The sequence below is a fragment of the Bradyrhizobium diazoefficiens genome, from assembly GCF_016616885.1.
Taxonomy (GTDB): Bacteria; Pseudomonadota; Alphaproteobacteria; order Rhizobiales; family Xanthobacteraceae; genus Bradyrhizobium; species Bradyrhizobium diazoefficiens_F.
In genome coordinates this window covers 1,384,943-1,406,626 of the sequence record NZ_CP067102.1, presented here as the reverse complement: position 1 = coordinate 1,406,626, position 21,684 = coordinate 1,384,943, and the positions used below count along the sequence as shown (strand labels likewise).

General features: G+C 61.7%; 16 protein-coding genes and 1 pseudogene. 9 read left to right on the top strand and 8 right to left on the bottom strand.

Features of this window, described 5'->3' with window-relative positions:
* Positions 1-459: 459 nt before the first annotated feature.
* The 3 genes from JJC00_RS06520 (at position 460) to JJC00_RS06510 (ending at position 3,391) form a co-directional block, all read left to right on the top strand.
* Positions 460-1,275 (top strand): ferredoxin--NADP reductase, encoded by an 816-nt coding sequence (locus JJC00_RS06520; protein ID WP_200471889.1) that lies wholly within the window; start codon positions 460-462, stop codon positions 1,273-1,275.
* A gap of 186 nt (positions 1,276-1,461) precedes the next feature.
* Entirely contained in the window at positions 1,462-1,905 is a 444-nt protein-coding gene (locus JJC00_RS06515; RefSeq protein ID WP_200471888.1) for a hypothetical protein, read from the top strand.
* Between the two features lie 1,111 nt (positions 1,906-3,016).
* A complete protein-coding gene (locus JJC00_RS06510) occupies positions 3,017-3,391 on the top strand; it encodes a hypothetical protein (protein ID WP_200471887.1) in 375 nt (124 codons plus the stop codon).
* 42 nt (positions 3,392-3,433) lie between these two features.
* Here the strand turns inward: JJC00_RS06510 and JJC00_RS38680 are convergent, their stop codons facing one another.
* Positions 3,434-5,080: a hypothetical protein gene (locus tag JJC00_RS38680; protein WP_349643531.1), complete on the bottom strand. Its 1,647-nt coding sequence runs from the start codon at positions 5,078-5,080 to the stop codon at positions 3,434-3,436.
* Between the two features lie 26 nt (positions 5,081-5,106).
* Entirely contained in the window at positions 5,107-5,922 is an 816-nt protein-coding gene (locus JJC00_RS06500) for a hypothetical protein (protein WP_200471886.1), read from the bottom strand.
* Between the two features lie 1,520 nt (positions 5,923-7,442).
* On the opposite strand from JJC00_RS06500, the gene JJC00_RS06495 reads away from it, so the two are divergent.
* On the top strand, positions 7,443-9,146 hold the full coding sequence (locus JJC00_RS06495) for a recombinase family protein (protein ID WP_200471885.1): 1,704 nt from the start codon (positions 7,443-7,445) through the stop codon (positions 9,144-9,146).
* On the opposite strand, the pseudogene JJC00_RS37810 reads toward JJC00_RS06495, so the two are convergent.
* From JJC00_RS37810 to JJC00_RS06470, 6 genes and pseudogenes are all read right to left on the bottom strand, one after another.
* Positions 9,128-9,208 (bottom strand): annotated as a pseudogene (locus JJC00_RS37810) (acyl-CoA thioester hydrolase); the annotation flags it as partial. The gene JJC00_RS06495 and the pseudogene JJC00_RS37810 overlap by 19 nt on opposite strands.
* Before the next feature lie 68 nt (positions 9,209-9,276).
* Positions 9,277-10,200, bottom strand: a complete 924-nt coding sequence (locus tag JJC00_RS06490; protein ID WP_200471884.1) for a metallophosphoesterase — start codon at positions 10,198-10,200, stop codon at positions 9,277-9,279.
* A gap of 129 nt (positions 10,201-10,329) precedes the next feature.
* Complete coding sequence (gene ruvB / locus JJC00_RS06485) at positions 10,330-11,388, bottom strand: Holliday junction branch migration DNA helicase RuvB (protein WP_246774095.1); 1,059 nt, start codon at positions 11,386-11,388, stop codon at positions 10,330-10,332.
* Positions 11,385-12,002 (bottom strand): Holliday junction branch migration protein RuvA, encoded by a 618-nt coding sequence (gene ruvA / locus JJC00_RS06480; RefSeq protein WP_200471883.1) that lies wholly within the window; start codon positions 12,000-12,002, stop codon positions 11,385-11,387. The genes ruvB and ruvA overlap by 4 nt, the downstream gene beginning before the upstream one ends.
* Positions 11,999-12,526, bottom strand: coding sequence for a crossover junction endodeoxyribonuclease RuvC (gene ruvC, locus JJC00_RS06475; protein WP_200471882.1), 528 nt, complete (start codon positions 12,524-12,526; stop codon positions 11,999-12,001). Before ruvC ends, ruvA begins: the two co-directional genes overlap by 4 nt.
* Positions 12,527-12,605: 79 nt before the next feature.
* Positions 12,606-13,352, bottom strand: a complete 747-nt coding sequence (locus JJC00_RS06470) for a YebC/PmpR family DNA-binding transcriptional regulator (protein WP_200471881.1) — start codon at positions 13,350-13,352, stop codon at positions 12,606-12,608.
* A 207-nt stretch (positions 13,353-13,559) separates the two neighbouring features.
* Here JJC00_RS06470 and JJC00_RS06465 point away from each other — a divergent pair, with 207 nt between their 5' ends.
* The 5 genes from JJC00_RS06465 to JJC00_RS06445 all read left to right on the top strand — a co-directional run bounded on the left by JJC00_RS06465 (position 13,560) and on the right by JJC00_RS06445 (position 21,502).
* On the top strand, positions 13,560-15,302 hold the full coding sequence (locus JJC00_RS06465) for a methyl-accepting chemotaxis protein (protein WP_200471880.1): 1,743 nt from the start codon (positions 13,560-13,562) through the stop codon (positions 15,300-15,302).
* 189 nt (positions 15,303-15,491) lie between these two features.
* Positions 15,492-16,916 carry a methyl-accepting chemotaxis protein gene (locus JJC00_RS06460; RefSeq protein ID WP_200471879.1) on the top strand — a complete coding sequence of 475 codons (1,425 nt, stop codon included), beginning with the start codon at positions 15,492-15,494 and terminating at the stop codon, positions 16,914-16,916.
* 595 nt (positions 16,917-17,511) lie between these two features.
* A complete protein-coding gene (locus tag JJC00_RS06455; protein ID WP_200471878.1) occupies positions 17,512-17,976 on the top strand; it encodes a (2Fe-2S)-binding protein in 465 nt (154 codons plus the stop codon).
* 8 nt (positions 17,977-17,984) lie between these two features.
* The gene (locus JJC00_RS06450) at positions 17,985-20,162 is read left to right on the top strand and encodes a xanthine dehydrogenase family protein molybdopterin-binding subunit (protein WP_200471877.1); all 2,178 of its coding nucleotides are present in this window, start codon (positions 17,985-17,987) and stop codon (positions 20,160-20,162) included.
* Entirely contained in the window at positions 20,159-21,502 is a 1,344-nt protein-coding gene (locus tag JJC00_RS06445; RefSeq protein WP_200471876.1) for a c-type cytochrome, read from the top strand. Before JJC00_RS06450 ends, JJC00_RS06445 begins: the two co-directional genes overlap by 4 nt.
* Positions 21,503-21,684 lie beyond the last annotated feature (182 nt).

Genomic DNA, 21,684 nt, shown 5'->3' with positions numbered 1-21,684 from the left:
AGCCATGACAACCACCGTGCTTTCAGATCCTCGAGAAATCCTTGCAGAGGACGTGAAGGAAGCCCTTCTGAGATACTATTCTGGGCGGCGCAAGGTCGCGATTTCTATCAGCAAGCCAACCAGCGACTGCCCACTGCTATCTCTCTTGCTGGAGGGTGGGCAGAGGCTTCATCTCAGCGTGACGGAGGCGCGGTCATGATCCTGTTTCCGCGGCGACCCGAGCGCGCCTTACGTTCGAGGGTATTTCATGGGCAATCGTGACCTTGTCTCCGACAGCTTCCTGGCAGTGACCGGAGTCGGTCTCGTGCTGCTCAGCTCAAGCCTGCTCGCCTTTGCCTTTACCTAAGGAGAACGCGCTGGTGCGTTTCGCGCTCTTGTCATTCAAGATTCCGTTTGAGGATGAGATGCTCGGCAACTCGGAACGATGATTATGCTCTAATTTTTTCGCGAGCGGTCACAATGAGTAATTTCAACCAGGAAAGCGTGCTGAGCGTTCATCACTGGACCGACAATCTCTTCAGCTTCACCACCACGCGGACTCCATCATTCTGCTTCCGCAGCGGCGAATTCACGATGGTCGGGCTCAAGGTCGACGAGAAGCCGTTGTTACGTGCCTACAGCCTCGCCAGCGCCCATTACGAGGACCGGCTCGAATTCTTCTCGACTAAGGTGCCGGATGGTCCCTTAACCTCGCGTCTGCAGCATCTGAAAGAGGGTGACGAGATCATCGTCAGCCGCAAGGCGACGGGGACGCTGGTCATCGATAATCTCGAGGACGGGCGCAATCTCTATCTGATCGGCACGGGCTCCGGGCTTGCGCCGTTCCTGAGCGTGATCAAGAATCCCGAAACCTATCTGCGATTCGAGAATGTCGTGCTGCTGCATGGCTGCCGTCGGATCGCCGAGCTCGCCTATGGCGAGATGATCACGGAAAAACTGCCGAGCGATGAGCTGGTTGGCGACTTCGTGCGGTACCAGCTGATCTATTATCCGACCGTGACGCGCGATCCCTTCCACAACCGCGGTAGGATCACCGATCTGATCGCGTCAGGCAAGCTGTTTACGGACATCGAGCTGCCGGAACTCGAGCCGCAGCATGACCGCGTCATGATTTGCGGCAGCCCTGCACTGATGCGCGATGCCCGCGAGTTGTTGGTGGCGAGGGGCTTTGTCGAAGGCAATCACGGCGAGCCCGCGCAATTCGTGGTCGAAAAGGCGTCTACCGAACGCAATAGCTTGAACTCTTCGCGGACAATGGTTCTACATGAATCATGATGCAAGGAGGAATCGCCGTGAAGCACCGGCGCGGCCCCGCCCTTGTGCTCCAGGAGGCGGGGCTCCAAATTTTTAGTTGGAAGCGCCGGATAGGTCAGGAGACACATTGATGAGGGGCTGGACAGAGCAAACGCGCCTTGTTGTAGGCGATGGCAACAATTGCTTCTGAGCTTCAGTGGCGGGCTAATGTTCAGCCGCGACGGTGAATTCTGGTCTCAACTTGCAGCCTATATCTACGCTGTGATTGTTGCGTTGTCTGTGTTGTACGGCATTGGTCAACTTCTAACAGGGGATACTCTGAACTATCTCTTAAACTCGGATGAGCGAGCATCGGGTATCTTTTTTTGGATGGATTGCATGCGGCCGAATGAGTGGCGGCAGCGGTCGAACGCCAATGCGCCATCCGACAAAATCGCGTTCTTTATCGACGGCGCCAACCTGTACCTGGAACGCGCCGTGCCGACCAATCCCGTGGCGGACATGAGGCGTCGCTACCAGGACGCGCCGCCGGAAGCGCGCACGTTGAATGACTTCAAAGATGTTCGAACCTGCATCAATTGGGACGATGGGACCTCTTATCGCGACATGAAGGACGGCAATGGTGTTTGGTCCAAGGTAGCGGATCAATAACTGGTCCCATCCAGCAGTTTGCTGCGCACGTCCACGAAGTACCGCTCTCGCGCAGCCATAGCTCCTTCGCTACATTTCGGAGCTTTGTGGCTCCTTTCCTGTTGAGGGACACGGCCGATACTTCGCGAAGCTCATTTGGAGGGCACGACCGTGCCCAACATATCGGAGGATCTGCTGAGGAGGGCTACCCTGGCGACCTGGCTCATGCTTCTCTGTGGATTTGTCGTCGCCCCGCTGCAGCCTTTTGCAAAGAGCTTTCGCATTGGCTCGAGGTCGGAGTGAAGTCCAAAGTGGAGCGAGGCTGAATGAATGGGTTTTGCGTATAGGAACTTTTGAGACCTGGCGAGTCTCTGCACCGATCCTTTGTCGCTTGTTGGATCGGTCGATGGAAAACGCCCTCGCCTACGCCATTTCGGCACTCATCTTGGGCTTTGGTCTCTTGATCTTTGTTGCCGACCTTGGCTCCAGCTCGCCCGTCCTATGGACTATCGTGGGACTGGTGCCCGTCGCAGTCGGACTAATGAGCGCTGTCGGTCCTACTTAATCGATTCGTTCACATCTGGAGCGGAACGAGCCAAGGTAGCTCGCGCAATTTCCAGAGAGGCAACAGTGGATAAGCGAGGCGCCCTGATCCGCTCCTCACGGCTACGTCACAGCCGCGCGAATGGTTCGAGGCCGACCTGTCGCGAACCACCAGCGAACTCCTTCGGAAGTTCAGGTCGAATGCCGCTTTCGCTGCACCACCTCCGGATCTACGTCGTCTCGCCTTGGTCACAAGAGCTTCTCCGTCCATTGCGCTCGCCCTGCTCGGCTCCGCCATCTATCCGATTCCTGTTCGTCGGCACGCAGCTTCGTTGCACGCTTTCTCCACACCGTCTTACGGTCCGACGCTATTCCCTTCACTTCGCTCGCCGTGAGCAGCTCGCGGCAAGGACTTTCCTTTGAGTCAATGCCCATGCCGGGCGCGCAATGGAAACGCGTTACGCACTCAGCCCGTCAGAATCAGGCCCTGCACATTTAATCGAGCTAAAGGCAGCAACATACCGTTCCTGTGTTGCGCGTGATCTCAACCCATGGTAGCCTTTTCTGTCCATTCGTTAGGAGAATGGCCATGCCGGGCGGTGTTTACTTTCTCGTTTTTTTCTTCGCGATTTTCGCTGCATCCCAGGCCAACGCTCAGTCTCAGTCGATAGACGCTCAGGCCAAAGCACTCGATCTCATCACCAAAACCGCGGATAGCGTCTGCGGCATTGTCAAAACGGCTGGAAACTCAGAGAGCATGAAAGTCAAAGGCGAAGTCAAGGCGCAGCTGAGCGGTTTAATCAGGCAACTCGCCGATCTGGGTATTAGCGGGGATGCAGATTTCAATTCAGATAAGTACGAGGGCTTTATTCGGACCGATCTTGCCACGGCCATCCAGAATAGCGCCCAATGCAAGTTTAACGTCTTTGACAAGCTTCAGGCGAAGATGATCAAGAGTGGTTGAAATCATTCTGGTCGGTCGCGCCCCACGAACGGCTACTGGAGGCTATTTGCGCTTCCGGCTCTTTGCGCGTGACGGCTTGCCTTGCGCTGGTTTGGGGTTCGACGCCACCTCAACGAGGGGTCGACGATAGGTGTCGACGCGACGCAGCCAGCCCGACTCCCACGTGCGGTTGGCTGGAATATTGCGAACCCGTTGCTGCAAAACAGACTGCGCGGCATCGGCATATTCAGCGAGCACCGCCTTCGGCTCGATTGCCGTGCCGTCCATCTTGAGAAGCACTTGCTTCAGTCCCCAGCCCTGCCGGGTGCCAGTCTGCTTATCGACCGCCGTCTCCTCCGGGTTGATGCCCTCGCCCTTAAATTCGACGTAGTCGATAAGAGGGTAGAGATCCTTGGAAGCCTGCACGATGCGTGAAAACTGGGTGATGATATGCGCGCGCTCCGCGCTGTCAGTCACGGTTCGTAGGATCTTCTCCATCGCGCCATTGGCGCGCACCACCAAGTATTGGGCCTGACCAGCGACGGTGTCGAGCAGGAATTGTCGCAGCTCCTTCATCTGAGGCGAGTTGTAGTTTTTCTTGAAGTCAGCACGACTTGTCCAGGGGCAGGGCGGAATTGGCATCTTGTCGACCCAAGAGGGTAGATGCGCATTTTGTTGGCGCAGAAACTCGAGCAAGGGTGGAAAACTCTCCTCGAACGGCGCCGATTTACCCGCTGGAAACCAGAGAAAATGGCCAATACCAAGTGAGGCAAATTCCTCGCCTGCATTCCATGACGTGATCGCATCGCGATTACCATCCGTTTCGTTCAACCAAATCTTGTAGCCGACCTTTTGAGCCACATCGTCGGGCAGAACGAGTTGCGGCACCGCGACTACGTTGTCCGCATTGATGTCTTTGTCTTTGTCTTTGTCTTTGTCTTTGTCTTTGTCTTTGTCTTTGTCTTTGTCTTTGTCTTTGTCTTTGTCTTTGTCTTTGTCTTTGTCTTTGCCCTTACTTTTGCTGCGGGGGCTCTGCGTATTGAACGCGTCGAGTTGTTGCCGCGTGGCTATGTCGATTTCGGGCTTTGATATCTGCATATCCGGCGAGGCCGCAGCCGTCTCCGACTTTGATCTCTGTGGATCACGTAGTGTTGCGACAGTGTCCGCTCGCGGTGCCTGGTCCTCTATTGGCGGCGTAACGGCGTTTAATGCTGGGGCTTGCGGCTGAACTTGGTTTTCAGGCTGTCGCAGGGTTGTTTCTTGTTCCGATTTTGACTGTTGAACCTCAGGCGGCGACACGGCCGGGGCCGGCGTCAATGTCTGCGGGTCAGGCGGTGATGCGATCGTGTCCGAACCTGTCTCGCGCTGCGCGGTCGAAGCCGCAACTGTGTTCGACCCCGGATCTGGCACTCCCGCCTGCCGCGTGGCCACCATTTCCAACTCTGGCCTTCGCGCCGCGGTCTCTAACTTTGCTTTTTGCGCGGCGGCCAGCATCGCCGCGCCGCGTTCTCTCAGCCTTGTTTGATTGTCGCCAACATCCGCCGTCACTGGCGCGGCGCTTTCAGCCGGCGCCGTGCGACGCATCCATACGGCCGTGACGACACACATTAGCAATGCGGCGTAAACCATCCACCACGAGCGGAATCGCTGCGGCTTTTTCCGGAGCACTGTCCTATTGCTGACGACCGGACGCTGGTAGTCGCCGCTCATGTCCATGTCTCCTGACGAGGCATTTCCTAGTGGCGGCCCGATAACACGTCGGTTTGGCGCTCGACAATGCGTGGCCCGTTACCCTCGCTCTTTATACCAAACTCAAATCTGAAATTGCTGAGTTGCACGCTTCCATTGGCCTTTTGCTTATAGCCGTCGACCTGCTGCGTGAGCACGCATTGGTCTCCGACCCGGCTCGCCGACGATGACGTCGGCGTATATCTCTGCATCGGGTATACCTTTCTGAAGTCGCTCTCTTCTTTGATGACGTCGGCTTTGGTCTTCGTGGCCTGCTTCCCGTTGACTGTCCAGGTGACCTGATCATCGTAGATGGAACTGTCGAAGGGCCGGTTGCCATAAATCCCGTGCTGGTCGAGCCAATCGATGATCTGGTCCGTCTGGCAGGACAGCCCTGTCCGGGATACCGGTTGGGGCGGAGGCGGCTTGTACGTCGGAGGCGGCGTCGGATTTGTTCCGCCTGGTGACATGCTTTTGAACAGGATCGTGAAAACCTCGAACCTGCATTTGCTGAGATCTCTTATCAGGGGCGCAGCTTGCTCGCGAATAACCCCCACATATTCGTCAGTTGTAATGCTGCCGCTGTTTTGCCCGCCGGTACTCTGAATTTGCGAAGCCAGTCCTCTTAGCTCCACGCTAACGGCACCTTTCGCTGCCGCGGTCGAAGCGCTGCCCTGGTCTTTAACAACCCCGCAAATGCGTTCTGCTGTGCTTGCGATAACGATAAGCTGAGCTTCGTTAAGCCCCTGGGCATGGGCGCTTGGCGGTATGAGAAGTACCTGCAGAAAACACGCAACAGCTAAAAATAAGAATCTTGTACTCATGAAAACGCCTCCAACCCAATGACTTAGTGATAGAAGCGAGGACGCATTATAGAAGCGAGACCGCTCCATTCGCAACCCTCTATTGCAAGCGCAAGGTCATACATCTTCGGTCTGAACTGGCTGGCGCCGGTGTTCGTCAGATAAACTGACCTAATGCAGCGACACGACAGGCCTAACCAGCGCAAAAGCGGCGCGACCGGCCGTTCATGAGCTAGCCCTGATACGCTGGCGAACGACGCATTACCTCGAGCGTTGTCAGCGCGAGCTACCTATCGAGGCTCAAGAGTCGCCGAAACTACGTCGACGCTCCAAGCGAGGCGGCATAACGAGCGAGAGGATCCGGGCACAGAGAGCGCGGCGACCGCAGGAGAAGTCGCACGCTGGGGCGGATCCAGTCGTCCGTGAAAAATCCTGAAGCAATTGAGCGGCAAAGGAAAATGCCGGAATTTCCGGAATTGGATTTGCCAGCGACCGGTGCTTGGGAGGCGGTTTTCTCGAAAAATGATGTTTGTGATTCCCTCGAATCTCGAGCTGTGATTCCCTGCTGCTGGCGGTGACGAGCGGAGGATTCGATGCGGCCACGGGAGCGTCGGGAGAGCGGCGATCGCTGCATGCGCCGGAAGTCGAATGCATCGGCAGGCTCCCGCAAACAGTGTTGGTATCGTCAACGATAACGGATAGGCGTACGATCGCCCCCTTCGCGTTGCTGTTCCTCGATCTGCGTTATCCGTGAACTGACCCCTTTCGTCCTCGATGAACTTCTTGATGTTCGGGATGGCGGTCGGCGTGTCGATGCGGACCGCTCCCGAACATACGGCGTTGCCGCCGGAGAGCGCGGCAATGCCACAGGAGAGCTCCTAAGAAGTTGGACGCAGGTCTTCGGACCTTCATCGCCGTCACGCGCAAGTATTTTTACTCCGCTTTGGTTAGCGAGTCTGCTCCCGCCTACGACCACCATCGCAGGAGTGCGCTAACACCCGATATGGAGCATTGAGATATTTGAAGAATCTCATTTTCATTCGCCGCCGCCACGGTCAACATGAATGGACACATAACTGCGCGGATCGAGACTTCCATGAATGCTCCACAGGCAAAGGTCACGTGTGGTCCTGTGATTCCTGTCGGGTCGCGGCCACGGCCGAGGGAAGCTGTGGCTGAACGATGATCTGGATCGGATCATCGCAGCAACAAAAGTCGTGAAATTGCAGGGAAGTTCTGGCGGGCACAGGAGCGATCGGAGATGCGAATGGTGGAAGCAAGCGCCGCAAGTAATCACAGCCGCCCGGCTGTAGCGCAGGGCGGAAATTTACGTTAGCTTCTGCTGGTGAGTTTGCAAATGCGTACCCGCATCCGATCTCTCCGAGGACAACGGGCTATCATTCGACCGCTTGACCCCTCCCACCCTCAGAGCTGGGATAGTCCCGACAATGAGGAAATCTGGTTTGACCTGGCGCGCGCCATCGGACGCCAGATCGCACGGGATGAAAACGACGGTTTGGGGCAGCAGCTAAAGGACCGGCATGACGACAGCGTCATCCAAGAAAACGGCCGTACTGTACGCCCGCTACTCCAGCGACATGCAAAAGGCGACCTCGATTGACGGTCAGCTATTGCTCTGCAGGAAGGTTGCGTTGCGCAGCAATCTCGATGTCATCGGGGAATTTGTGGATGCCGCAAAATCTGGTCTTACCGAAGGTGCGCGGGACGGTTATCAACGCCTGCTCAACGGTGTGCGAAATCATGACTTTGACGTGGTCGTCGTCGAGCACTTCGACCGCTTGTCGCGCGATCCCGCAACCATCCAGCGTCTCAAGCAGATTTTCGAGTTCAACCGCGTTGAGCTGATGGATCAGAAGGGCGTCTATGCGACCGCCACCGACATCAGCATCGCAAGCCTCTACAACACGATTTACAAGCCGCAGCTCGCCGAAAAGGTTCGGCGCGGCCATGACAACGCTGTTGCGAACGGAAGAATTCCTGGCTCACACGCCTATGGTTATCGGCCGAGGCTGGGCGCGCCCGGCGAACGCGTGATCGATGAGAACGAAGCAAAGATCGTGCTCCGCATTTTCACCGAATATGCGGTGGGCCGCTCGACCCGAACTATCGCCGCTGATCTAACCCGCGAAGGCGTGCCCTCACCCGGGGCAACTCGTCACAAGAACAAGGCTGGTCGCACCACCTGGAATCATCAGTGCATCACAGGCGGTCGGCATGGTCGCGGCATTATCGGCAACCAGCTATATATCGGCGAGATACATTGGAACGTTCGCTCGACAATTCTCAACCCGGAGACGCAGAAGAAGCAGAAGCGCCGCAATCCAGAAGAACGCCATATCATAGTCAAAAAGCCTGAGCTGCGGATCATTCCGCAAGCGCTCTGGGATCGAGCGCAGAAGGTTCGTAGCGCGCGTGCCGTACATATGTTCGGGCCGACTGGCAAGCCGCGCCGCCGCCTGGTGATTCCGCGCAACAATGAACACCCGCTTGCCGGCGTTCTGCGGTGCGGTGTCTGCAACGGCCATATGCGAATCGCTCAATCCTCCCGAAATGGCGCGCCGCGCGCCGCATGCGCCAACGCGCATCAGCGGGGTACCTGCGAGCACACCCGTAGCTTTGACATGGACATTCTGCTCAAGGATGCCTCCGAAAAAATCGAAGCGAAATTGCTTTCGCCGAAGGCCACTGAAGAGGCGATGCGTGCTTGGAAGGAGGAATGCAAAAACGGTCGGAACAAGGGCGGCAGCGAACACGCTAAACTGGACCGTCGACGCCGTGTGTTGACTACCGAGATCGAACGGCTGACATATGCCATCGCGAACAGCCGTCGCAAACCGGATGAGTTACTCAAGCGGATCGATGAATGCGACTTGGAACGGGAAACCGTTGAAGAGCGCTTGCGACTGATGGGCAGTGGCGGCGAAAATGTGATCCCATTCGACCACCCAAAATTCAGTGACCGATACCGTTCGGAGGCTCGAAAACTGGTCAATGCGCTCAAGTTCGACCCGAAGTCGATCGAAACTCGCATCGCCTTCCGCAACTTGATCGGCTGCATTGTAGTGCATCCGGTTCGCAAGCGGATGCCCTACGAATATACACCCTACATGAACAGCGCCGCCCTTCTCGGTGAGAAACTTTTCCCCAAAAACCGCAAGGCAGGAGAAATCGGCACGTTTGCCTACTACGACAATGGCAAGTCAGGGAAATCCGTGTCCTCGTAATAGACGCGGACCTGCATGTGGTGGCGGCCGTTGCGGATCTCGCCGTCGAGATGAGCTGTCACGTCGCGGGCCTCTTCGCTTGTCGCTACCGGCCCGTTTTGCGCAAAAACGGCCGGCCGCGCAAGCGCGGCTAGGACACAGTTGCCACCGGCGCCCGCCCCAGCGTCACCTCGACGATCTCCGGCGGCACGCCGACCCGGACCGGCATGATGCTGCAACCGAGGCCGCCGGAGATGATGACGTCGCACTGCAGGCGCAGATGGCCGTAGACGAGCGGAACGCCGTGCTGCGACGGCAGCGCCGGCGACCAGCCGAACAGGCGGACCTGACCGCCATGGGTGTGGCCGGACAGCTGGAGCGCGACACGTGCGGGCACGCGCGTCGCGATATAGGGCTCATGCGCGAGCAGGATGATTGGCGCGTCGTCGGTGACCTTTGCGAGCGTCGCGGTGAGATCGTCGGCACCAAAGAGCTGAGCGCGGCCATAGCGCTGCGACGGCGCATAGGCGAGTTGATCGCCGAGGCCGGCGAGCCAGAACGGGCGGCCATTCCTGGTGAGACGCACGACGTCGTTCTCGTAGACGGGAATGCCAGCCGCTTCCAGCGCACGATGGGCGACCGTCGGCCCGCACCCGGCCCGCTGCACGACCTTGTCGTCCCAATAGTCGTGATTGCCCATCACGGCATGAACGCCGAGCGGCGCCTTGAGGCCAGTCAGCACCCCCGCCCATTCATCGGCCGGGATGATGCGCGTGACATGGTGATGACCGGCGACATAGTCGCCGAGCAGCACGATGAGGTCGGCGTTCAGTGCGTTGGTGCGCTCGACGATGGACTCGATCCGGTCCAGCGACATCCAGGGATCGCAGGCATGGATGTCGGCGATGACGGCGATCTTCAGCGGAAAATCCGCCGGCCACTGCCGCGGCATTGGATGATATCGGGTGATGCGCGGCCGCAGCTCCGGCTCGATGCCAACGCCATAGGCGGCCGTCGAGATGCCTAGCGCGGAAAGTCCGCCGACAGAACGAATGAGATGACGCCGAGAGATCATGGAAGCCCACTGTTGATGCGCTTTTGTGATGCGGCCCGATTTGAGCGGAATTGGGGTGCGCTTGTGCAGATCATCTGCACGGAGATTACCGGAAGTTCATGACACCAGAGCAATGCGCGCCGGCGCGGATCACTCGTCGCTCTCGTCGGTGCCGAACAGGCCGAACTGGGCCGACGCATCGCGCGACGGCTCGGCGATGCCGAGATGGCGGAAGGCGTGCGAGGTGAGCAGACGGCCGCGCGGCGTCCGCTGGAGATAGCCGCACTGAATGAGATAGGGCTCGATGATGTCCTCGATCGCATCGCGCGGCTCCGACAGCGCAGCCGCCATCGTCTCGACGCCGACCGGGCCGCCACCATAGTTTTGCGCGATGGTCGTGAGGTAGCGGCGGTCCATGGCGTCCAGGCCGGCGGCGTCGACCTCGAGCGCGCTGAGCGCGTGGTCGGCGATCTTGCGGTCGATCTTGTCGGCATTGGCGGCCGAGGCGAAATCGCGCACGCGGCGCAACAGGCGGCCGGCGATGCGCGGCGTGCCGCGCGCGCGGCGCGCAATCTCGTTGGCACCGTCGGCACTCATGCCGACATTGAGCACGCGCGCGCCGCGGGTGACGATGCTCTCCAGCTCCTCGATCGTATAGAAGTTGAGACGAACCGGAATGCCGAAACGATCGCGCAACGGATTGGTGAGCAGGCCGGCGCGCGTGGTGGCGCCGACGAGAGTGAATTTCGACAGCTCGATCTTGACCGAGCGCGCCGCCGGACCCTCGCCGATGATGAGGTCGAGCTGAAAGTCCTCCATCGCGGGATAGAGCACCTCTTCCACCGCAGGACTGAGGCGATGGATCTCGTCGATGAAGAGCACGTCGCGCTCTTCGAGATTGGTCAGCAGCGCGGCGAGATCGCCGGCCTTGGCGATCACCGGCCCCGACGTGGCGCGAAAACCGACGCCGAGCTCCTTGGCCACGATCTGCGCCAGCGTGGTCTTGCCGAGGCCGGGCGGGCCGACGAACAGCACGTGATCCAGCGCCTCGCCGCGCTTGCGCGCCGCCTCGATGAAGATCGAGAGATTTTTGCGCGCCTGCTGCTGGCCGACGAAGTCGGACAGCGATTGCGGGCGCAGCGCGGTGTCGCCGACATCGTCGCCGCGGCGCTCGGGTGTGACCATGCGGTTGGCCTTGGGATCGCTCACTTCGCGAGCTCCTTCAGGCCCAGCCGAATGAGCTGCGCCGTTTCGGCGTTCTCACCCGCGCTGCGCGAGGCTGAGGCGATGGCGGCAGCCGCCTGCGGCTGGCCGTAGCCGAGATTGACCAGCGCTGAGATCGCGTCCGCCACCGGCCGCGGCGCGCGCTGCTCGTCGACGGCGCCAGCGAGATGCACGACGGCGGGATCGACATTGGCGAAGGCCGGCGCCTTGTCCTTCAATTCGGTGACGATGCGCTCGGCCACCTTGGGCCCGACGCCGGGGGTGCGCGCCACCGCAGCCTTGTCGCGCAGGGCGATCGCATTGGCGAGATCGGCCGGCGCGAGCGTGCCGAGCACGGCGAGCGCGACCTTGGCACCAACGCCCTGCACGGTCTGGAGCAGGCGAAACCATTCGCGCTCCTGGTCCGTGCGGAAGCCGAACAGCTTGATCTGGTCCTCACGGACATAGGTCTCGATCGACAGCACCGCCGCTTCACCCGACGCCGGCAGATGCTGCAGCGTGCGCGCCGAGCAATGCACCTGATAGCCGACGCCGCCGACGTCGAGGACGACATAATCCTCGCCGTAGGAATCGATCAGACCCTTGAGCTTGCCGATCATAATCCCACCACCTTCAACCTGAGCGCTGCGCTCTGGCGATGATGGGCGTGGGTGATGGCGATGGCCAGCGCGTCCGCGGCGTCGGCCGACGGCGGCTCGGCCTTGGGCAGCAATATCTTCAGCATCATCGCGATCTGTTGTTTGTCGGCGTGGCCGGCGCCGACCACCGTCTTCTTCACCTGGTTCGGCGCGTATTCGGCGACAGAGATGCCGAACATTGCGGGCGCCAGCATGGCGATGCCGCGGGCCTGGCCGAGTTTCAGGGTCGCGACGCCGTCCTTGTTCACGAAGGTCTGCTCGACCGCGGCTTCCATCGGATTGTGATTGGAGAGAACCGCCGTGAGCCCCTCATGGATCGCGAGCAGCCGGCTCGACAGCGGCAAATCGTCCGGAGGTTCCACCGACCCGCAGGCAACGTAGATCAGGCGATTGCCGTCAGCCTCGATCACGCCCCAGCCGGTGCGGCGCAGGCCGGGGTCGATGCCGATGATGCGAACGGGTTGGCGAATCGGGAGCGCGGTCATGGGCCAGTGATAGCGGTTGGCCCATGATAGCGAAACAGAAACAGAACAGAAGTCCCCGGAGAAAGGCGGTCGCGCGCCCCTAGCCGCCCATCTTCGCGACCAGCGCGTCCGAAATCTCGAAATTGGCGTAGACGTTCTGGACGTCGTCGTGCTCGTTGAGCAGGTCCATCAGCTTCAAGAGCTTCTCGCCGGTCTCGTCGTCGACCACGACGGTGTTCTGCGGCTTCCAGATCAGCGCGGCCTTGCGCGGCTCGCCGAACTTGGCTTCCAGCGCCTTGGCGACATCGCGATAGCCTTCTGTCGAGGCATAGATCTCGTGACCGCCCTCGCCTGAGACCACATCGTCGGCGCCGGCCTCGATCGCAGCATCCAGCACCGCGTCGTCATCGGCGACGCTGCGGTCGTATTCGATGATCCCGGTGCGGTCGAACATGAAGGAGACCGAGCCGGTTTCGCCGAGATTGCCGCCGGATTTGGTGAAGAAGGAGCGGATGTCGGAGGCGGCACGGTTGCGGTTGTCGGTCAGTGCCTCGACGATGACGGCGACGCCGCCCGGGCCATAGCCCTCATAGCGGATCTCGTCATAGTTCTCGCCCTCGTTACCAAGCGCCTTCTTCACGGCGCGCTCGATATTGTCCTTCGGCATGTTCTCCTGGCGCGCCGCGATGATGGCCGCGCGCAGGCGCGGGTTCATGTTGGGGTCGGGCGTCCCCAGCTTGGCCGCCACGGTGATTTCCCGCGCCAGCTTGCCGAACAGCTTCGACTTCTGCGCATCCTGCCGCCCCTTGCGGTGCATGATGTTCTTGAATTGGGAATGTCCGGCCATGCGTATCTTCTCTAGGGATTCGTGCGCCAAAGGTGAGCGTGGGGAAGCGCGGCCTTATAGGCCGCCAACCCACCGGAATGAAAGAGCCTCTCATACTTTAAGGTAATACTGTAGCGACCCGTGCCCGGAAGTCAGGCACCGTTAACCCTGATTTCATTCCGGTCTGCGAAAATAACGTCCGCCCGTCTCCCGACAAGAGTAGACCCAATGGCGTTCGCATTATTTCGGAAGCGCCTGCCGGACATGGCCGCACCAGCGGCAGCCCCGCAGGTCGCGCAGCCAGCAGCCGCGCCCGTTCCGGCCGCCGAGGTCGATTCGGCCCGGGAAATCCTGGAACTGCTGGAACTCGAGCTCGGCGCCATGATCCGCCAGCTCGAACGCGCCGCCAATTCGGTCGCGGGCGGCGCCGAGGCGACCGCGGCGACACTCGCCGACATCCGCCACCGCACCGACACGCTGACCGGGCAGACCAATGCCGCGCAGTCGAACGCCTCGAGCTTTGCCCATGCCGCCGACAAGTTCACCCAATCTGCGCAAGGCATCGGCGCGCAGGTCCGCGAGGCCGGAAAGCTCGCCGACCAGGCCAGCGCCGCCGCACAAGAAGCGCGTGCCAATGTCGACCGCCTGCGAGAATCCTCCGCGGCGATCGGCAATGTCGTCAATCTGATCGCCCAGATCGCGCGGCAGACCACGCTGCTCGCGCTCAACTCCACCATCGAGGCCGCGCGCGCCGGTGCCGCCGGCAAGGGCTTTGCGGTCGTCGCCACCGAGGTCAAGGCGCTCGCGGTGCAGACCCAGGGCGCGACCGAGGAGATCTCCAAAAAGATCGACGCGCTCCAGCGCGATGCCGCGGGCTCCGCGGACGCGGTGCATCGGATCTCGCAGGCGATCGAGGCGATCCGCCCGGTGTTCGACACAGTCAACGGCGCGGTGGCCGAGCAGAACGCCACCACCAGCGAGGTCTCCGGCAACGCGACCAGCGCATCGCAGTTCATCATCTCGGTCGGCGAGAGCGCGGCCGAAATCGACGCCGCGACCAAGGCGGCCGAGACCCACGGCGAGAACGTCGCCAGCGCCGGCAAGGCCGTGACGACCTTTGCCCAGAAGCTGAAATCGCGTTGCGCGGTGCTGCTCCGCCAGAGCGAGCACGACGACCGCCGCAAGACCGAGCGTCTGCCCTGCCATCTCAAATTCGAGACCGCGCGCGGCGTGCTGCCGGTCTATGAGATCGCGATGGACGGCGTCTTGATCGGCGGTGCGGAAGCTAGCCGGCTCGCGGCGCAGGCGATCATCGACGGCACCCTCGAAGACGTCGGCGCGTGCCGGCTGCGCGTGGTCGAGCAGGCCAAGGCCGGCGCCCGCACGCAATTCGTCAATCCCAATACCGCGCAGCGCGAGAAGATCGAAGACAAGCTCTGGTCGATCCACGAGGAGAACACGGAGTTCGTCACCCGCGCGATGGAGGCGGGCACCGCGCTGACCCGGATTTTCGAGCAGGCGATCGCGCGCGGCGAGGTCAGGATGGATGACCTCTTCGACACCGACTACGCCGAGATCGCCGGCACCAATCCGCAGCAATACCGCACAAAATATCTGGACTGGGCCGACCGCGCACTGCCGCCGTTCCAGGAAGCCTTTCTCGCCAAGGAACCGCGCATGGCGTTCTGCGCCATGGTCGACCGCAACGGCTTCCTGCCGGTCCACAACAAGATCTATTCGCATCCGCAGCGACCGGGCGACACCGTCTGGAACACGGCCAACAGCCGCAACCGCCGCATCTTCAACGATCCGGCGGGGTTGGCTGCCGCGCACAACCTGCGCTCGTACCTGATCCAGAGCTATGCGCGCGACATGGGCAACGGCAACACCGTGATGATGCGCGAGATCGACGTCCCGATCCGCGTGCAAGGCCGCCACTGGGGCGGATTTCGCACGGCCTACAAGCTGTAGGCATGGTCCGAAAAAGTGTGCAGCGGTTTTTCGACAAGACCATGCCCAAACTAAAGAACTAGGGCGCGAATTGCGCCCTGGTGCACGCTCAGGCAAGACGGGGAGCGCGAATCATCCTCTAACGTCGAAATTGGAATGGGAATGCCGCGGTGAGCCGATGGACGGCCCCGAGTTGAGGAAGCCCGCAACATGTCCCTCGTACAACTTGCCGTCATGGACACTGCGTGCAGCCGGACGCTCGCCGAGCGGCTGATCGACCAGCTCGCCGACCGCATCGGCGGCCTCGGCGTCGAGCTGGCCGACATCGCCGGCAATGTTCAGGAGGTCGCCAACCGCGTCGCCAACCAGTCGGAGCGGTTCCATCACCTGCAGAAGACGGCCGAGACCATGGTCTCGGCCAATCACGACATCGCCAACGCCTCGCAGGCGGTGCAGTCGACCACATCGGCGGCAGTCGGCGAGATCGCGCAATCGCGCAACGCGGTCGACGCCGCGGTCAGCCATATCTCCGAGCTCGTCGCGGCGGTGGAGCGGATCGAGGCGCGGCTGAGCGCCGTCGGCTCGGCGCTGGCGCAGGTCGCAAAGGTCTCCGGCTCGATCGAGGCGATCGCCAAGCAGACCAATCTGCTGGCGCTGAACGCGACGATCGAGGCCGCGCGTGCCGGCAATGCCGGACGCGGGTTCGCCGTGGTCGCAAGCGAGGTCAAGAATCTCGCGGAGGCGACCCGCCAGGCCACGCACCAGATCTCCGACACCGTGCGCGATCTCGACGGTCAGATCGAAGGCCTGATCGGCGAGAGCAGCGATGCATCCCAGCGCGCGAAGACCGCCGGCGAGGGCGCCCAGCAGATCTCCGGCATCATCTCGCGCGTCCAGCAGGGCTTTGCCTCGGTGGAAGCCGAGATCGACAGCGTCACGCGTGCGGCGACCTCCAATCTCGGCCACTGCGACACCGTCATCAACGAGCTCAACGAGCTCGCCAAGGGCGTCGACCTGTCCTCGCGCGATCTCAGGAGCGCCGACCAACGCGTGACCAAGCTGCTCGATACCTCCGAGGGGCTGATCGCACTGATCGCCGACAGCGGCGTGGAGACGTCGGATGCGCCGCTGATCCGCGTCGTCGTCGACACAGCCAAGCGGATCTCGGCCGAGTTCGAGGCCGCGGTCGATCGCGGCGAGATCAGGCTCGACCAACTCATGGACGAGAACTACCGGGAGATCGCCGGCACCGATCCCAAGCAATACAACACCGCTTATGTCGACTTCACCGACCGCGTGTTGCCGGCGATCCAGGACCCGATCCAGAAGTCCGATCCGCGCATCGTGTTCTGCGTCGCCTGGGCCAGGGGCGGCTATCTGCCGACGCACAATCCGAACTACCGGCTGCCGCAGGGCAAGGACCCGGTCTGGAACAACGCCAATTGCCGCAACCGCCGCCTGTTCAGCGATCGCGCGGTGAAGAAGGTCGCGGCCAACACAAAGCCCTTCCTGCTCCAGACCTATCGCCGCGACATGGGCGGCGGGCAGTTCGTGCTGATGAAGGACCTGTCCTCGCCGATCATGGTCCGCGGCAAGCACTGGGGCGCGTTTCGGATGGGTTTTCGGCAAGGCTGAATTAAAAATCTCGAAAACAACCCCATGCACAGTAGCCGGGGTGTGCGGAATCAATGGCTTATCGCGCATGATGCGATGAGACTCGCCTAGCACCCCTGAGGAACGGAGAGAGTCGTGCGATCGGCCAAACTCGATCCCGTTCAGCGCATCTCGCTTCAAGGCACTGAATGTAGCCGTTGACCCGTCGGGCAAAACAGGCGCACGATGGCATCATCGCGCATGTCAGTTATCCGGCGGCTGGCCGCTGCGATTGATGCCGTCAGCAGCGCTGCGCTGCTCGCACCTCACCCGACTTTCACAATCGCACGACTTTCGTCTTCGCACGGATTTGCGCATTCGCACGATCATCTGCGGCGATCAATCATGCGCATGATGAAAATGCGTCAGAAAATGACGATTATCATATCAATTAGCCCAAAACCGCCGCACCGATCGCCGCACAAATTCGTGAACGTCATGGCCTGACGCGTGAGCCGCGCAAATATGCATCGCCAGAAATTTCGATGCTTCATCGTTTCACATCGGTATGATTATTGTCGCGCGCGAGTTCGCCAACTAGATCGCCGTAAGCGATCTGGCGAAGAAGGGGATGCATATGGCAACGACACTCACCATCAACGGCGAAACGAAATCATTCGACGCGCCACCCGAAATGCCGCTGCTGTGGGTGCTGCGCGACATCTTAGGCATGACCGGCACCAAGTTCGGCTGCGGCATCGCCCAATGCGGCGCCTGCACGGTGCACGTCGACGGCAAGGCGGTGCGCTCCTGCGTGCTGCCGGTCAGCGCGGTCGCGAATCGCACCGTCACCACCATCGAACATGTCGGCAGCACGCCTGCTGGCGCGAAGGTGCAGAAAGCCTGGCTCGAGGCCGAAGTGATCCAGTGCGGCTATTGCCAATCCGGCCAGATCATGTCGGCCGCAGCACTTCTGGCGACAACGCCGAACCCCGACGATGCCGACATCGACGCCGCGATGGCCGGCAACATCTGCCGCTGCGGCACCTATGTGCGCATTCGCGAGGCCATCAAGCTGGCCGCGTCCGGCCGTCAGTCGTGAGGTCCGCCATGATCACCGAGAAGACTCTTCCCGACGTTTCCCGCCGTGCGCTTCTGACCGGCGGCCTCGCCACGGGCTTTCTGCTCGCCTTCCATCTGCCGCTGCGCGCCGCCGTCAACGAACCGGAGCAGCCGAAGGACGCGACCGATGGCAAGTTCGCGCCCAACGCCTTCATCCGCATCGACGAGACCGGCCGCACCGTCCTGATGATGCCGCAGGTGGAGATGGGCCAGGGAGTCTACACCTCGATTGCGATGATCCTGGCCGAAGAGCTGGATGCCGATTGGGCAAAGGTCTCCGTGCTGCATGCGCCGCCCAACGACAAGCTCTACGCTAATCCTGTGTTCGGCTTGCAGGCCACAGGCGGCTCGACCTCGATCCGCGCCTGGTGGAAGCCGCTGCGCGCAGCGGGCGCCAGCGCGCGCGCAATGCTGATACAGGCTGCCGCCGCGCAGTGGCAGGTCGAGCCCGCGAGCTGCACGGCGTCGAAAGGCGAGGTCGTGCACGCTGCAAGCGGCCGCAAGCTCGGCTATGGCGAACTGGCACTGGCCGCACAGAGCCAAACGCCGCCGGAGGATGTCCCGGTCAAGGACCCCAAGGATTTCGTCTATATCGGCCAACCTCTGAAGCGTCTCGACACGCCGGACAAGGTCAACGGCAAGGTCGTCTACGGCATCGATGCGATCCTGCCGAACATGAAGATTGCGACAGTCGCGACATGCCCCGTGTTCGGCGGCAAGGTCGGCAAGGTCGACGACAGTGCAGCGACGAGAATCCCGGGCGTGCGCAAGGTCGTGGTGCTCGATGACACGGTTGCGGTGATCGGCGACCACATGTGGGCCGCCAAGAAGGGGCTCGATGCGCTCAAGATCGAGTGGAACGAGGGACCAAACGCAAAGATCAGCACCAAGGATATCTGGCAGGATCTGCGCGCCGCCAGCGAGAAAGACGGAGCGATCGCAAAATCGATCGGCGACATCGCCAAGGGGCTCGCAACCGGCGACAAGTTCGAGGCGAGCTTCGAATTGCCGTTCCTGGCGCATGCCTCGATGGAACCGGTCAACGCCACCGTTCACGTCAGGCCGGATGCCTGCGAAATCTGGACCGGCACGCAGATCATGACGCGCGTGCAGTCGGAGGCAGCAAAGGCCGCCGGCCTCCCCGTCGACAAGGTGATCGTCAACCAGCATCTGCTCGGCGGCGGCTTCGGCCGCAAGCTCGAACCGGACATGGTGGTCACAGCGGTGAAGATCGCAAAACAAGTTGACTATCCCGTCAAGGTGATCTGGACCCGCGAAGAGGACATCCAGCACGACGTCTACCGCCCGGTCTATCGCGACCAGGTCACCGCGACATTGGTCGATGGCAAGGTGTCGGCCTGGAAATACAAGATTGCCGGCTCGGCCGTGATTGCACGCTGGCTGCCGCCGGCATTCCAGAAGGGCATCGACATCGACGCAGTCGATGCCGCGGCGGACATGCCCTACGACTTTCCCAACTTCCACGTCGAATATGTCCGCGCCGAACCGCCTGCGGTGCCGACCGGCTTCTGGCGCGGCGTCGGCCCGAACAACAACGTGTTCGCGTTCGAATGCGCGATGGACGAGCTGGCGCGCAAGGCCGGAAAGGACCCAATCGAATTCCGCCGCGCCAATCTGACAAAGAACCCACGCGCGCTGGCTGTGCTGAATCTTGTCGCGGAAAGATCCGGATGGGGACAGCCACTGCCTCCGCGCGTCGGCCGCGGCGTCTGCGTACAGCCGTCGTTTGCGAGCTATCTCGCGACCGTGGTGGAGGCGGAGATCGACGACATGGGCGAGATCGTACTGCGCCGCGTCACTTCGGTGGTCGACACCGGCATCGCGGTGAATCCCGATACGGTGAAAGCGCAGATCGAGGGCGGCCTCATCTTCGGCCTCACCGCCGCGCTCTACGGCGAGATCACCATCGACAAGGGCCGCGTGCAGCAGTCGAACTTCCACGATTACCGCATGATGCGCATCAACGAGACCCCGAAGATCGAGGTCATCGTCGTCAAGAGCGGCGAAGCGCCCGGCGGCATCGGTGAGGCCGGCGTCAATGCCGGACCGCCTGCGCTGCGCAACGCGATTTACGCCGCAACCGGCGTGGCGCTGCGACGCCTGCCGATCGATCGGAAACTGCTGGCTGTGGGGAAGAAGGCATGAACAGGACAATGCGTATCCTCGCGGGCCTCGTCGTGATCGCCATCGTCGCGGTGGCGCTCGGCGTCTTCATCATCCGCGGACCCGGTCCGCTCGATTTCGCCGGCGGCACCAAGGTAGCGCTTGCGGATTACCGCGCCGGCAAGCCCACGGGCGTGCCGGCAAAGCTCGAGAAGGCAAGCCTGGTCGAACGCGGCGAATATCTGGCGAAGGCGGCCGACTGCATGGTCTGCCACACCAAGCCCGGCGAGAAGGACTATTCCGGTGGGCTCGGCTTCAAGCTGCCGTTCGGCACGCTCTATTCCACCAACATCACGCCGGACAAGGACACCGGCATCGGCAACTACAGCGACCAGGATTTTCTGAACGCGGTCCAGCGCGGCAAGCGCCATGACAGCGCCTGGCTCTATCCGGCGATGCCGTACACGTCCTACACCTACATGAGCGACGAGGACGTGCTGGCGGTGAAGGCCTTTCTGTTCAGCCTGCCGGCGGTACGCGCCAAGGCGCCGGAGAACACGCTGTCGTTCCCGTTCAACCAGCGCTGGGCGATGATGTTCTGGTCGGCCGTGTTCAATCCGGACACGCGCTTTGCGCCCGATGCGTCGAAGAGCCCGGAGTGGAACAGAGGTGCGTATCTCGCCGAAGCGCTGGCGCATTGCGGCGAGTGCCACACGCCGCGCAATCTCGGCTTTGCGCTGGACAACCGCAAGAAGTTCGCAGGTGCCGTCACCGCCGGCTGGCGCGCCTTCAACATTTCCACCGACAAGGCCACCGGTCTCGGCAACTGGCGTGATGAGGATCTGATCGCGTATCTGTCGCTCGGCCACGCGCCGGGCCACGGCTCGGCCTCGGGTCCCATGGGCGAAGCCGTCGACTACAGCTTCAGCCAGTTTGCACCGGAGGACATCCGCTCCATCGTTGCTTACTTGCGCAGCGTGCCACCGGTCGCCTCGCCCGACCTGCCGGCTACCACGGCGCCGGTCGCGCCCGCCTCGCACAAGGACGGCGTGACGGCGGACGCACGCGGCAAGAAGGTGTTCGCCAGCGCCTGCGCCAGCTGCCACGGCTGGAGCGGCGAAAGCCCGGTGTCGCCGACGGCGACGCTGACCGGCACCTGGGCCGTCAACGACCCCGCCGCCACCAACGTCGCGCAGATCGTGCTCTCAGGCACCAAGCGGCACACACCTGACGGTGCGCTGTCGATGCCGGCGTTCGGCGAGGCCTACACCGACGACGAGATCGCAGCGGTGGCGAACTACGTCACGGCGAGATTCGGCACGAAGGGCTCGAAGCTGTCGGCAAAGGATGTGGCCGAGCTGCGGGAGCAGACGGCGGATTAGATCTCGGCGCAGGCGCCGCTGTCGCCTTCTCCCCTTGTGGGAGAAGGTGGCGCGAAGCGCCGGATGAGGGGTTGCCGCCGCAAATTCAAACGCGAGAGGCTTGCGCGCGGAGAGAACCCCTCACCCGTCTCGCCGCTACGCGGCGAGCCACCCTCTCCCGCAAGGGGCGAGGGTGCACCGAA